The sequence below is a fragment of the Methanobrevibacter gottschalkii DSM 11977 genome, from assembly GCF_003814835.1.
Classification (GTDB): Archaea; Methanobacteriota; Methanobacteria; order Methanobacteriales; family Methanobacteriaceae; genus Methanocatella; species Methanocatella gottschalkii.
This window is the reverse complement of sequence record NZ_RKRG01000002.1, coordinates 405,670-418,321: the sequence shown is the minus strand read 5'-3', so window position 1 is coordinate 418,321 and position 12,652 is coordinate 405,670. Positions and strand designations below refer to the sequence as shown.

General features: G+C 31.5%; 15 protein-coding genes. 2 read left to right on the top strand and 13 right to left on the bottom strand.

The genetic code is table 11. From position 1 onward, the window contains the following. Positions 1-33: 33 nt before the first annotated feature. Complete coding sequence (locus EDC42_RS05875; RefSeq protein ID WP_069575428.1) at positions 34-216, bottom strand: hypothetical protein; 183 nt, start codon at positions 214-216, stop codon at positions 34-36. A gap of 354 nt (positions 217-570) precedes the next feature. Then, positions 571-1,101: a hypothetical protein gene (locus tag EDC42_RS05870; RefSeq protein WP_069575427.1), complete on the bottom strand. Its 531-nt coding sequence runs from the start codon at positions 1,099-1,101 to the stop codon at positions 571-573. Between the two features lie 83 nt (positions 1,102-1,184). Here EDC42_RS05870 and EDC42_RS05865 point away from each other — a divergent pair, with 83 nt between their 5' ends. Then, positions 1,185-1,610, top strand: a complete 426-nt coding sequence (locus EDC42_RS05865; protein WP_069575426.1) for a hypothetical protein — start codon at positions 1,185-1,187, stop codon at positions 1,608-1,610. A gap of 79 nt (positions 1,611-1,689) precedes the next feature. Continuing rightward, the gene (locus EDC42_RS05860; RefSeq protein ID WP_069575425.1) at positions 1,690-2,493 is read left to right on the top strand and encodes a DUF169 domain-containing protein; all 804 of its coding nucleotides are present in this window, start codon (positions 1,690-1,692) and stop codon (positions 2,491-2,493) included. Between the two features lie 69 nt (positions 2,494-2,562). On the opposite strand, the gene EDC42_RS05855 is transcribed toward EDC42_RS05860, so the two are convergent. The 11 genes from EDC42_RS05855 to EDC42_RS05805 form a co-directional block, all read right to left on the bottom strand. Next, positions 2,563-3,102 (bottom strand): YgjV family protein, encoded by a 540-nt coding sequence (locus EDC42_RS05855; RefSeq protein WP_069575424.1) that lies wholly within the window; start codon positions 3,100-3,102, stop codon positions 2,563-2,565. A 10-nt stretch (positions 3,103-3,112) separates the two neighbouring features. Next, complete coding sequence (locus tag EDC42_RS05850) at positions 3,113-3,592, bottom strand: methylated-DNA--[protein]-cysteine S-methyltransferase (RefSeq protein WP_069575423.1); 480 nt, start codon at positions 3,590-3,592, stop codon at positions 3,113-3,115. A 6-nt stretch (positions 3,593-3,598) separates the two neighbouring features. Further along, positions 3,599-4,393 carry a Ni-sirohydrochlorin a,c-diamide reductive cyclase ATP-dependent reductase subunit gene (gene cfbC, locus EDC42_RS05845; protein ID WP_069575422.1) on the bottom strand — a complete coding sequence of 265 codons (795 nt, stop codon included), beginning with the start codon at positions 4,391-4,393 and terminating at the stop codon, positions 3,599-3,601. Further along, positions 4,386-5,633, bottom strand: coding sequence for a U32 family peptidase (locus EDC42_RS05840; RefSeq protein WP_069575421.1), 1,248 nt, complete (start codon positions 5,631-5,633; stop codon positions 4,386-4,388). The genes cfbC and EDC42_RS05840 overlap by 8 nt, the downstream gene beginning before the upstream one ends. Before the next feature lie 5 nt (positions 5,634-5,638). Continuing rightward, positions 5,639-7,060 carry an amidophosphoribosyltransferase gene (purF, locus tag EDC42_RS05835; protein ID WP_083234892.1) on the bottom strand — a complete coding sequence of 474 codons (1,422 nt, stop codon included), beginning with the start codon at positions 7,058-7,060 and terminating at the stop codon, positions 5,639-5,641. A gap of 61 nt (positions 7,061-7,121) precedes the next feature. Continuing rightward, complete coding sequence (locus EDC42_RS05830) at positions 7,122-8,015, bottom strand: hypothetical protein (protein ID WP_069575420.1); 894 nt, start codon at positions 8,013-8,015, stop codon at positions 7,122-7,124. A gap of 9 nt (positions 8,016-8,024) precedes the next feature. Then, positions 8,025-8,993: a UDP-glucose 4-epimerase GalE gene (galE, locus tag EDC42_RS05825; protein ID WP_069575419.1), complete on the bottom strand. Its 969-nt coding sequence runs from the start codon at positions 8,991-8,993 to the stop codon at positions 8,025-8,027. Positions 8,994-9,004: 11 nt separating this feature from the next. Continuing rightward, the gene (locus tag EDC42_RS05820) at positions 9,005-10,183 is read right to left on the bottom strand and encodes an NAD(P)/FAD-dependent oxidoreductase (protein ID WP_069575418.1); all 1,179 of its coding nucleotides are present in this window, start codon (positions 10,181-10,183) and stop codon (positions 9,005-9,007) included. Between the two features lie 4 nt (positions 10,184-10,187). Then, a complete protein-coding gene (locus tag EDC42_RS05815) occupies positions 10,188-10,355 on the bottom strand; it encodes a 4Fe-4S binding protein (protein ID WP_069575417.1) in 168 nt (55 codons plus the stop codon). A 120-nt stretch (positions 10,356-10,475) separates the two neighbouring features. Then, positions 10,476-10,901, bottom strand: coding sequence for a universal stress protein (locus EDC42_RS05810; protein WP_069575416.1), 426 nt, complete (start codon positions 10,899-10,901; stop codon positions 10,476-10,478). A 2-nt stretch (positions 10,902-10,903) separates the two neighbouring features. After that, positions 10,904-12,607 (bottom strand): ATP-binding cassette domain-containing protein, encoded by a 1,704-nt coding sequence (locus EDC42_RS05805; RefSeq protein ID WP_069575415.1) that lies wholly within the window; start codon positions 12,605-12,607, stop codon positions 10,904-10,906. Positions 12,608-12,652: the final 45 nt, after the last annotated feature.

Sequence of the window (12,652 nt, the reverse complement as noted above, 5' to 3'; positions counted from 1 at the left end):
TTATTAAAGATTATCATAAGAAGTATTTAAATGTTATAGTTTTGGAACTGCCAATTTGTTATGACTTTTTTCGGTTTTCAATCCAACCGTTTTTTGCCATAATATAATCAAATATTTTCCTTCTGAAGTTCCATAAATATTAAAGTTTGAAACAAAATTTGCAATATTTCTATAAATTTCAAGATTTTTCATTATGGATTCATAATATTTTTCCATAACACTACTCTTTGATTGTAATTTCTGAAACACCCATCAATCTTAAGAATTGTTTTTAACGTTAGTTTAAATCATTTTGTTTTTCATTGGATTTGAATATTACCTTGAATAATTTACTAAAAGTTGCTTTATTTTCTTTTAATCATCTATTATCTGCCAAACAGCTTATTTGATTCCTACTGGTTAATATAATATCAAAATTCTTTAAAATTTAATTTGGAGAAAAAAACATGAAAAAATAAGCAATATTAATAGTGAATTTTAATATGTCTTTACTTGCAAATCTAAATAATGCACCTTGCAAAATTTAAATATATGATTTATTATAAACATTCAATTTCAAATAGATTAATATTAATCATAGTAATTTATCAAATTAATAATCTCATCACTTTTTGACAATGCATCAATAGTTTCATCAATATCTTTGATTAATTCTTTTTTCCTATCTCTTTTTTCAACTTCAGAATAATCCTTTTTAAGATTTATATTAATGGATAAGTTTTCAGATTCAATTGATATTTTATTATTGCATACACTTCTCTTCAATATTTTCCTACGTAATTTTGATGGAATAATTTTAATTTTATGTGTTTTTATTAATTTGTCCTTATTTAAATATACCCAAAAATCAAAAGTTCCACTTCCCAAAAACCCATCTAAATTAATATAGTCTCGTTCAATATTAATAATATTGCTTTCATCATCATAAAAAATAGATTTCAATTCCAAATTATCATAATCTTCATGATTTTTTAGACTAAATTCTCCATATACATTGCATTTATATTCTTCACTATTACTTATTTCACTGTTAAAACTTAAATTTCTAAGAACAATACCGCAGTTCTCATTAAGTTGTGAATCAACCTCAAAAGTTATCATAATATCACCCATATTTAACAAACATTACACTAATGTTTAATAAACATGTTTTATAAATATATTGTTAAAAAATAGGTGATTGAATGTTTAATTCAGATGAAAACAATACAATCAAAGTTGTTGTTGATTATGTAAAGGAATGCTCTGAATATGATTTATCAGAAGAATTATATAATAAAATAGAGCTAATGCCAAAAATTGAAGAAAAAATTGGCATAACCTACGAAGCACTTTCAATAAGAGTTCTTTATTTGGAATTTCTTAAGAACTATTCAATTTATGTCTATGGTGATATTGTTGAAAATAATAAAGAAACATTAAATAAATTAGGCCCATATCGAAAAATAGAGACTAATGTTAATTTATATGATGAAAATGGAAGAATTATTGAAACCGCACAACATGAATTTGCAGTTAAGGATTTTTTAGGAATGCATACATTTAAAGTAAGTTTTAATAATATTAAATCAATTGATAAAATTGATAAAATTAGAATATTTCCAACATGAATCTTAACAGAATATACTGAAAACCATTCACTATTAAATTTAAAACATTTTTTATTCAAATTATCAAATGGTGAATAATATGCAAAGTAACATATCAGAAGAACTGGAAATGAAATTTCCACCAATTGTTTTAATCAAAAGCAACACCAAACCAAAAGATGTAAAAGAACCTAAACCGGGCAAAGGGGGATGTGTAATGAGTTTTGTTGCACAAACAATAGCTAAACGTATAACTACCTGTTTTGGTCGTGAACACATTAGCTGTGGTGGAATTTCTGTAGGTTTTGGTTGGGGAGACGGATTTAGGGATGAAAATGCAATGGATTTTCAAGCATCATTTTTATCCTGCGGTGTTGATTCAGCACCAAATAAGGAGAAATATTTGGAAAAGTTAAGTCATATGTCTAAACCAACCCGTGAAATGTTTGAACATGGCGAGAGAATTTATTCAGATTTTAAAACTGCAAAAGAAAATATAAAATCCCGACCTGTTTATGATAGTGAAGATTACGTGATTTTTAAAGGATTGGAGAATTTGAATTATGGTGAAATTCCAGATTCTGTAATATTTACTGTTAATCCAATTGAATTAACTGCATTAATTCAAATAAATACCTCATTCAGACTTAAAGACACTTATATTTTAACACCTCAAGCATCAGGATGCCAAGCCATTGGATGTTTTACTTTTAGAGAAGATGAAAGTGATGACCCAAAACCTGTTTTAAGTCCAATTGATTTTGCCGGACGTAGTAAAATGAAACATTTCATCCCAAATAACTATTTAATTGTTTCAATGCCTTGGAAATTATTTTTAAAATTAGAAGAAGTAAGTGAAAAAAGTGTTCTCCAAACTGGAATGTGGAAAAAGTTTATTGATTAATTCCATTGCAAACCATACAATAAAACACATTATAATCCAATTTGGATGAAAATGAAAAAACTAGAATCTTTATGATACTTCATTGTTGCAAAAAATTGGTTTATTTAGATTAATTAATCTCAATAATGAAATCATCCCCACAGCTACAGTAACACTTTCAATAGCTACAGATGAAAAATCCCATATTGCAAAGAAATAAATTATATAAATTATACTATTTACAATGAAACTTATTTTAATTGCTTTGATTGATTTTAAATAGTAATTGGATAATGTAATTTGAACTAATGCAATAATTGGCAATAATCCAACAATACCCATTGTATTTACTAAACAGCCGACTGTTAATGAAACTATAATGAAAAATATTGTCCAATTAAAAGTTAATCTATCCTTATAAACCATTGCATTTCTTGATGCGGCTATTGCCATAGTTACAACACCAGTCCAGGAAAAAAAGAATGCTGATGAGATAGTTAAAATAAAGGCATTTGAAAACTGATGTTTATAGACTTCCTTTTCATCATTAACCCACATACTGAACAGAATAAAAATACCTGCAATTAAGGATATTGCATTACCTATAACAATATTTAATGGTAAATTCATGTTATCTAGTTTATAAGATTTTTTCTAACTTCAGTAATTTTATTTTTCTATCCAAACCACCAGCGTAACCTGTTAATTTACCGTTTGCACCTAATACCCGATGGCAGGGTATCAGAATAGTAATTGGATTATGTCCAACAGCACCACCAACCGCCTGAGCTGACATGTTTGGAGATATCATTGATGCAATATCCCCATAAGTTAATGTTTCACCATATGGTATTTCACATAATATTTTCCAGACCTTTTGTCTGAACTCACTGCCTTGAGGTTTCAGTTTAAAATCAATTTTGGGATTTAAACCGTTGAAATAATCGTCAAACCATTTTTTAAGTTTTATAAAAATAACTAAATCATCTTTTCTTACAGTCTTGTCAATGTTATTTTTAAAGTATTTCTGATTGCAAAACCAGATTCCGCAAACAGCTTCACCGTCGCTTACAAATAACATTTCGCCAATCGGGGAATTATAATTAGTAGAGTAGTACATAATTTTCTATAAGTATGATTTGAAGAATGATTCGAATTCTTCATCATCCATCGGTTCCGGAGTTGATATTTTCTCATTAGACATTATACTTGAAGCAAGGTCTCTGTATTCTTGTGCTTCAGAACTTTCAGGATATTTTTCCACAACTGTTTTTGCATCTAATTCAGCATCCTGAATTAAATTACTTCTATGAATAGTGCCAATAACATGTGTGCCTATCCTTTGAGCAAAGTCATTGACAATCTGCTCTTCATTTTCAACATTTCTGCAGTTGCAGACTATACCACTTAAATTACCTTTAAGTTTTTTAACCCCTTTCACAATATTGTTTGCAGCATATAATGCCATATACTCACCAGAAGTCACGATTAAAACCTCATCAGCATATTTTTCACGAAGAGGCACTGAAAAACCACCGCAGACAACATCACCCAATACGTCATATACGACAACATCCAATTCTTCATCAAAAACACCTAAGTTTTCAAGGCGTTTCATAGCAACAATAACACCACGACCGGCACATCCCACACCAGGTTCCGGACCTCCGCTTTCAACACATAAAATATCCTTAAAACCTCTGAAAACAAGATCCTCCCTTTCAGGTTTTCTATTATCTTTCAGAGTTTGAACAACAGTTGGAATTCTTGAGCCATGTAATGTACGTGTTGTGTCTGCTTTCGGGTCACAACCAATAACAATACACTTCAGATTATCACTACCCCATACGGCAGATAAATTGGCTACAGTAGTACTTTTTCCAATTCCACCTTTTCCATAAATAGCTATTTTTTTAATCATCAACATTCCTCTCAACTAATTTATAAACAAAGTCATTTTCCCTGACTTTTGTCGGAATAGCAATTGCTACATTAGAACCTTTTTTAACACTCGAAACAGACTTGCCATCAATCTGCATAGAATCGATTGTATGAGTAATCGAACCAGTAGTTTTGCCCTGGATGATAATTTTATCACCTGTTTTCAAATCATCCCAAATTCTAAGCTCTGCTGCTTTAACTTTATTATAATAGTTTACAACTTGACCAATGTCTTTCTTAATATATTTTGACTGATTATCTTCACTGATTTCAAATGGAGTATTAAAGTAAAAATTAGTGTCAAATCCACGATTAAACACATTTTCAAGCTCTTCCATCCATTCCTCCTTAACCTTATAGTTTAATGGATCAGCAATATAACTATCAATAGCTTGCCTGTAAACTCCAGTAACCATTGCACCATAATCTGGACTACGTGCCCTTCCTTCAAGTTTAAATGAAGCAACACCGCTTTTCATAAGTTCCGGAATGTATTCAATCATACATAAATCTTTAGGTGAAAAAAAGTTAGTTCTGTAACTTCCATCATCACTTGAGGTAATAATAAATGATTCCTCTTCCGCATCCGAGAAGTTTATAACATTATCATCCCCCTCTTCATAAGTCAGTGTCCAGTTTTTACGGCAAGGCTGCAGGCAATCCCCGCAATTGGCACTCCTACCATAAAGACCGTAACTTAAAAAACATCGTCCGGAAATTGCCATGCAGATAGCACCATGAACAAAAATTTCCGTTTCAATTGGTGATTTTTTAGCCAAATCCATGATTTCCCTTAAAGAAAGTTCCCGAGAAAGAATTGCTCTTTTAGCACCTAACTTTTTAAGTGTTTTTAACATATATGAATTAGTAACATTCTGCTGTACGCTAATGTGAGCTTCAAGACCATTGGATACAGTATTTTCAATTAACCCAATGTCTGATAGAATAAGCCCGTCAATTTCACTAGATGCAATATCCCCTAATTTATTATCTAACGAACAAGCCAATCTTTCATTTAAAATAGTATTTGTACATAAATAAGTTTTAGCTCCATACTCATTAGCTATTTTTGACACTTCTTTTAAATCATTTAATGAGAAATTTTTAGCATTGGCTCTCATATTATAATCATCAAGGCCAAAGTAAACTGCATCAGCACCATTTTCTAAAACAGCACGAAGTGAAATAAAATTTCCCGCTGGAGCTAATAATTCAACCATGATATCTAAGGCTTATAGTAAGTTTCGGCTTCAAGACCTTCGGGTATTTCAGTAGGATACTCTTCATTAATGCAACCTAAACATAAATCATCTTTAGACATTCCAATAGCTTCAATTAAAGATTCAATGGTGATATAACCCAATGTATCAATTTCAAGTTGGTCTTGGATTTCTTCTATAGAATAATTAGCTGCAATTAATTCCTTTTTGGTTGCCATAGCTACACCATAAAAACAGGGAGAAATAACAGGCGGACAACCTACTAAAAAGTGAATTTCAGCCGGTTCTGCTTCTTTTACAAGATCCAATAATTTTTTGGAAGTAGTTCCCCTTACAATACTGTCATCAATTAGAATAATTCTTTTGCCTTTAATAGCATCTTTGATAGGATTTAATTTAAGTCTAACCGCCAGCTCACGCTCCTCCTGAGTGGGCATGATAAATGTCCTTCCGACATACCTGTTTTTGATTAAACCTTCACCATATGGTATTCCGGAAGCTCTTGAATATCCGATAGCCGCAGGAATAGATGAATCAGGCACCGGAATTACAACATCAGCATCAATAGGATACAGCTCATGCAATTGGCGACCGATATTCATTCTAGTCTCATAAACATTAATACCATCAATTGTACTGTCCGGCCTTGCAAAGTATACATATTCGAACATGCAATGAGAAATTTTACAATCCCCTGCAATTTCCAACATATGAGAGTTGATTTCATCATTTTCAAAAAATACCACTTCACCAGGTTCAATATCCCTAATATATTCTGCATTGATTACATCAAATGCAACAGTTTCAGATGCGAGGATAAATTCATCTCCTCTTTTTGCAACTGCAAGTGGTTTGATTCCCATAGGATCACGTACACCATATAAGTCACCATTTACTAAAATAGTTAATGCATAAGATCCCACAAGTTTTTTAGAAACAGATTCTATTGAATCAATTATATTTTTATTATTGTCATAATGTTCCCTTTTAAGCATATAACAAATAACTTCGGAATCAGTATCAGATTTAAACTCATAACCTTCTTTGACCAATTCATTTCTCAACTCTGCGGAGTTTACTATATCTCCATTATGAGCCATAGCAATAAATCCATCATCAAAATCAGTTACAAAAGGCTGTGAATTTTCAAGTCTGGATTGACCGGTTGTGGAGTATCTTACATGCCCAATAGCCATGTTTCCCTTGAGATTCTGGATTTCATAATCTTTAAAAACATCAGTTATTAACCCCATACCGCAATAATAATTCAACCCTTTTTCCGGATTAAAAGTAGCAATTCCTGCTGATTCCTGACCTCTGTGCTGTAAAGCATACAAACAATAATAAACAAAAGATGCAACATTTTTAGATTCATCAGGACAATGAATTCCAACAATACCACACTTATCTTCTATCTCTCCTTGCATTTACTAACTCCCTATAAACAGTATATTTAATTATAGTTTAACTAGTATAAAAAATAATTGTTCAATCCCAAAAGTTTTCAAAAGTATTGGACATATCATAATCATCTTTGTCTTCTGGGATATTTTCTTCTTCTCCAATACCTGATTCCTTTTTCAAATCCCCTGCATTATCATCGACAAATATCAATGCAGTTCTAATGATTTTCAACCATTCGATTGCTTTTTCTTTTGATTGTGAAGCAATGAAACCCTGACCAACAAGGATATCATCGGGTTTAAATTTATCAGTGGCAATAACAATTCTATCACCATCCAATAAATCTTGTCTAAATGTTTCTTGCCACAGATCATCTAAACTGAATATTTCAAGAATTTCTTTTGAATAAATATCTTCATATCTCAATTTAAATGCATTAAAGTCCGATTTTAACTCTTTAATATCTTCCATTAGTTCATTATTCTCCTGAGATAAAACTTCGTTTTCTTTGAGAACCTGATTATAATCATCAAGTAAATTATTATAGTTATGAGTCACTTTCATTAGCTTGTTTTCTAATGTATGAACATTAATTAAATTTAAAGAATAAGACAATGTTGATTTTATTATTGAATTAAGAATCTCCTTTTCAGCTAGTTTAAAGTCAATAGATTCATCTTCAACAATAATATTATTATAATCAAATAATCCAATGTGATTAAAATCAGTTTTCAGTTCATTGAAAAGAATATTATAAGTTTCATCACTACCATATCCACCAATTAAAAGAATATCGGCACCACTAGCCACTTTTTTTACTATGCTTAATTCTACAGTAGGAATTATTGATGAAACAACGATATTATAATCATTTTCCAAGTGAATATTGTTAACCGCCTTTGAAACAAGCTGTGCAATATCCAAACCGGATACTATTATACGAACATCTATTTTTGATTCATGACTTTCATTTTCCATGAATATTACCTAAATTACATTAATTTTTTTATGCCATTTCCAAGCAGACTCTACAATTTGCTCTAAATTGTATTTTGGAGTCCAGCCTAATTTTTCCTTAATTTTTGCTGAATCAGCTATTAATATATCAGGATCACCTTCACGGCGTTCATCAATTTTAACTTCAAAATCACGGCCAGTGACCTTCTTACACATGTCAATTACTTCACGAACAGAATATCCTTGACCATTTCCAAGATTGAAAATATTGGATTCATTTTTATCACATAAATATTCATATGCCCTAATATGTGCATCGGCTAAATCATTTACATGGATATAATCACGAACACAGGTTCCATCAGCCGTATTATAATCATCACCAAAAATAGAAATACTTTCACGTTTTCCGATAGCCGCATCCAGTACTAATGGAATTAAGTGAGTTTCAGGATCATGAAATTCTCCAACTTCACAATCAAAATCTGCTCCTGCTGCATTAAAGTATCTTAAAGATACAAAATTAAAATCATTTTTTTCAGCTTCTCTTTCAAGAGCTTTCTCTGTGATAAATTTGGAGTGTCCATAAGGATTAATTGGTTTTAAATCCTGATCTTCAGTGATTGGAACTTTATCAGGATTTCCATATACTGCAGCAGTGGATGATAAAATAAACTTATTCACTCCAAATTCCCTCATTATTTGTAAAAGATTTAAAGTATTTTTATAATTGTTTTTAAAATATTTTTGAGGCATCTCAACTGATTCCGCTACTGATGAAAATGCAGCGAAGTGAATAACACCATCTATATCGTATTTTTCGAAAACCTCCCTGAGAGTTTTACTTCCAAAGTCATAATTTTCAAAATTTCCCCATTTAACAAAGTTTTCATAGCCTTTGCATAAATTATCAACAACAACAGTATCGTAACCTGCATTGTGTAATGCTTTATTTGTATGGGAACCAATATATCCTGCTCCACCAGTAATAAGAATCATGAAAAAAACACCTAAATAAATTTACCTAATTTAAGTAATGCTTTTGGAGATAATTTGATTAGTTTTTTAACTATTTCAGTTGTAGAAATTTTTTCAAAAGTTTCTCCTTCAAATGCATGGGCAATTTCATTTAACTCTTCATCAGATAAAGTGAGCAAGTACTCTTGCACTTTTTTATATCTTTTGATTTCATGGTCCAATTCAGCATGCGCCATTTCATCATATTGTTTTAAGAATTTTTTAGAACAATCCTCTTTAATAGCCTGAGCAGCAACTTGACCAGCACACATTCCACCGGTCATACCACTAATGATTCCTCCACCGGTTAATGGATTTACTTGTCCGGCTGCATCTCCACAGACGAGAATATTATCATCATAGAGTTTTTTAGTCATTCCACCAACAGGATCTCCACCAACATTTATTTCAACGGCTTGAGCATTTTTTAAGTAAGGGGACTTTGCAACAAAGTCATCTAAATACTCAATAGCGGTTTTTTCAGCTTTATGAGGTAAAATTGCTAAGCCCACATTTGCAATGTCATCCCCTTTAGGGAAAATCCATACATAACCGCCGGGTGCACATGAACCTAAGTAGAATTCAATTACTCCTGGTTTTTCAAATTCAACATTACACATTTCATATTGTACACCGGATTCCATTTCTTTAGCTTTTGCAGCCGGTCTTAAACCTGCCCATCTTGCAATGTGCCCTTCAGGACCATCAGCTGCAATCAATACTTTACATTTGAAAACTTCTTCTTTGCCCATGGACTCAGTAAATACCAAATAACCATTTTCAATTTTTTCAATTCCGGTTACCAAAGTTTTGATTCTGATTTCAGCACCTGCTCTTGCAGCATCCATAGCCATGTGCTTATCAAATACTTTCCTCTCCAGAATATAACCGGCTTCCGGTAATTTCACTTCATCTTTTGTTAACCATGTGTCAGTTCCATCAGGAGTTTGGATTCTTACACCTTGGATTTCCTGAGTAACCCAACGAGGAGAAGGTTCAATACCTAATTTTTCAAGTCCCTGAATTGAAACACCTTCAGCACATCTTTTTGGTGAACCAATTTCAGATTTTTTATCCATTAAAATAACTTTTGCTCCCCCTAATGCAGCATGTTTTGCCGCACTTGATCCTGCAGGTCCAGAACCTACTACAATTACGTCAGTTTCAATCATATAATCAGTCCTCTTTTTCTAATGCATCTATTGGACATGCTTTAATGCATGTATTACAATCTTTACAATCATCATCATTAAATACTAATGAATATTCTCTTACTTGAATTAAATTTCTTGGGCAAACCCCAGCGCACTCACCGCAAAATGAGCACCAATCTTTAACTATCATAAAAATATCTCCTTAAATCTGAATTTATATTATGAATAAATATGTTTTTTATTATATAAAATCTTTGGTAAAAAATACCTATTTAACCCTGTAAAAAAAGAAAAAATAAAATTTAAAGTATTATCTGATTAATAATACCGGAACTTCAGAAGTTCTTAGGAGTCTTTCTGAAACTGAACCTATTTGAGTATCGGAAACATTATTTTCTTCAAAAGATACGAATCTATTATTGTTTGAACCATGGGCATGAATAACAACTAAATCGGCGCGTGTTTGATCAACTATGAATTTCATGTCTCTTAAAGGATCAGCTGTAAGTAAATGTTCCGTAACTTCAACTCCGACATCATTAGCTTTTTTAGTAATTTTTGATAAAATTGAATTACCTTCATCTTCTTCAGAATCATAGCTGCTAAAAGAAAATTCCTCAAGAACATGCACAGCGGCAATTTTAGAGTTGAATTTTTGAGCTATTTCAATAGCGACATCAGCTGCTTTATATCCATAATCAGAACCATCTACCGGGACTGCAATAATATCGAACATTTTTATTCACCTTTTAAATAGTCTGCATGACAGAAATCAATGAAATTATCAACAATTTTATCAATATCCTCACTATCATCAATAATTTTTCCGTCATCCATAAATACAGCTCTATTACTTAATTCTTTAATAAAGTCAGTATTGTGAGAAATCATTACAATTGTAATTCCATAATCTTTTGATATTTTTTTAAGAGCATTTGTAACATCTCTTAAGGTAACCGGATCCAAATCTCCAAACGGTTCATCTAAAAGTAGGAATTTAGGTCTGGAAACTAAAATTAATGCAAGCATTACACGAACTTTCTGACCGCCGGATAATTCATAAGATTTTCTGTGTAAAATACTCATATCCAAATCAAGACTTTCAAATATGTCTGCAACAGCTTCTTTTGTTGCAGTTTCAGGAAATCTTGGGAATAAATCATCTAAAATATCTGAATCAAGACCAACTTTTTTCAATCTGTCTCTTGCTTCTATTTCAGGCAGATCAGTGAGTAAATAAAACGAATCTAATAATTCTTCACTAAGGCCAATTTTCCTAGCTCTCTGTTGAGCTTCCTTAACAATATTCTGATTTTTATAACCTAATCTAGTAGCTAACTGATTTAAAACTGTTGAATAATGATTTAATGCAAATTCTTGGTGCATAAAACCTAATTTAGATCTAATTTTCATACGGCCCATGCCGGGAATATCAATGTCACTCCATTCATCATCAACATTATATAAGACTTCTCCCTCATCAGGATCCTCCAATCCCCCAAGCATTCTTAAAAGAACGGTTTTACCAGCACCGCTTGGACCAATAATACTTAGAATGTTTTCTTTTTGAACAGTAAAATTCACATCTTCAATTTGTAAAACTTCCCCACCGGTTAACAAGAAAAATCTTTTATATATATCATTTACTTGAATAACATCCTCATCAGTTGCAATATTGTCTATATCAACAATATCATCCATTTCATCCATGAATTTATCACAAATTTCATTTGCAGAACCTTCCTCTGCAATTTCGCCATTTTCAAGTAAAATAACCCTATCGGCTAAATATTTTTGAACATCCGGTAAATGAGATACGACAACAACAGTTATATTTAATTCTTTGTTGATTTTTTTAACCGCATCCAATATTTCCTGTTTTGTTTTAGGGCATGCCATAGTTGCAGGTTCATCAAGAAGTAAAGCTTTAGGTTGTTTGGCAAGTTGTCTTGCCATAATAAGTCTTTGTTTTTCACCGCCACTTAATACAGATGCATAATGGTCTTGCTTATCGGTTAAGGAAACAAGTTCTAAAAGTTCATCAGCTTCTTTTCCGAATTCGCTTTCTGCAATTTCAAAATTAGTATCCCCTTCGTCAAAATATCTTCTTGCATATAATTTTCTTAAAACATTTTCACGAACAGTGTCCGGCCATATACCAAAAGATCTCTGAAGATGTATTGCAGTTTCTTTTTTAAGATTATTATAATAAAATTGAGATGATTCAGAAGTAACTTTTGCTTTACCTACTTCAATAATTCCATTGTCTATATGTTCAACACCCCTAAGTGCTCTTAATAAAGTAGTCTTGCCTGAACCACTTTTACCCATGATACCTAAAATTTCACCTTCTTTAACTTCAAAACTAACATTTTTAAGTGCGGTGATTTTAGTTCCATCGGCTAATTCATAATCCTTACTTACATTTTCAACTTTTATCATTATTTATTGCCCCATTATATATCAATACAAATTTATATTAATGAA

Coding starts and splice junctions, on each gene's coding strand:
- EDC42_RS05875 (WP_069575428.1), bottom strand. CDS start 216: ATGGAAAAATATTATGAATCCATAATGAAAAATCTTGAAATTTATAGA.
- EDC42_RS05870 (WP_069575427.1), bottom strand. CDS start 1,101: ATGATAACTTTTGAGGTTGATTCACAACTTAATGAGAACTGCGGTATT.
- EDC42_RS05865 (WP_069575426.1), top strand. CDS start 1,185: ATGTTTAATTCAGATGAAAACAATACAATCAAAGTTGTTGTTGATTAT.
- EDC42_RS05860 (WP_069575425.1), top strand. CDS start 1,690: ATGCAAAGTAACATATCAGAAGAACTGGAAATGAAATTTCCACCAATT.
- EDC42_RS05855 (WP_069575424.1), bottom strand. CDS start 3,102: ATGAATTTACCATTAAATATTGTTATAGGTAATGCAATATCCTTAATT.
- EDC42_RS05850 (WP_069575423.1), bottom strand. CDS start 3,592: ATGTACTACTCTACTAATTATAATTCCCCGATTGGCGAAATGTTATTT.
- cfbC (WP_069575422.1), bottom strand. CDS start 4,393: ATGATTAAAAAAATAGCTATTTATGGAAAAGGTGGAATTGGAAAAAGT.
- EDC42_RS05840 (WP_069575421.1), bottom strand. CDS start 5,633: ATGGTTGAATTATTAGCTCCAGCGGGAAATTTTATTTCACTTCGTGCT.
- purF (WP_083234892.1), bottom strand. CDS start 7,060: ATGCAAGGAGAGATAGAAGATAAGTGTGGTATTGTTGGAATTCATTGT.
- EDC42_RS05830 (WP_069575420.1), bottom strand. CDS start 8,015: ATGGAAAATGAAAGTCATGAATCAAAAATAGATGTTCGTATAATAGTA.
- galE (WP_069575419.1), bottom strand. CDS start 8,993: ATGATTCTTATTACTGGTGGAGCAGGATATATTGGTTCCCATACAAAT.
- EDC42_RS05820 (WP_069575418.1), bottom strand. CDS start 10,183: ATGATTGAAACTGACGTAATTGTAGTAGGTTCTGGACCTGCAGGATCA.
- EDC42_RS05815 (WP_069575417.1), bottom strand. CDS start 10,355: ATGATAGTTAAAGATTGGTGCTCATTTTGCGGTGAGTGCGCTGGGGTT.
- EDC42_RS05810 (WP_069575416.1), bottom strand. CDS start 10,901: ATGTTCGATATTATTGCAGTCCCGGTAGATGGTTCTGATTATGGATAT.
- EDC42_RS05805 (WP_069575415.1), bottom strand. CDS start 12,607: ATGATAAAAGTTGAAAATGTAAGTAAGGATTATGAATTAGCCGATGGA.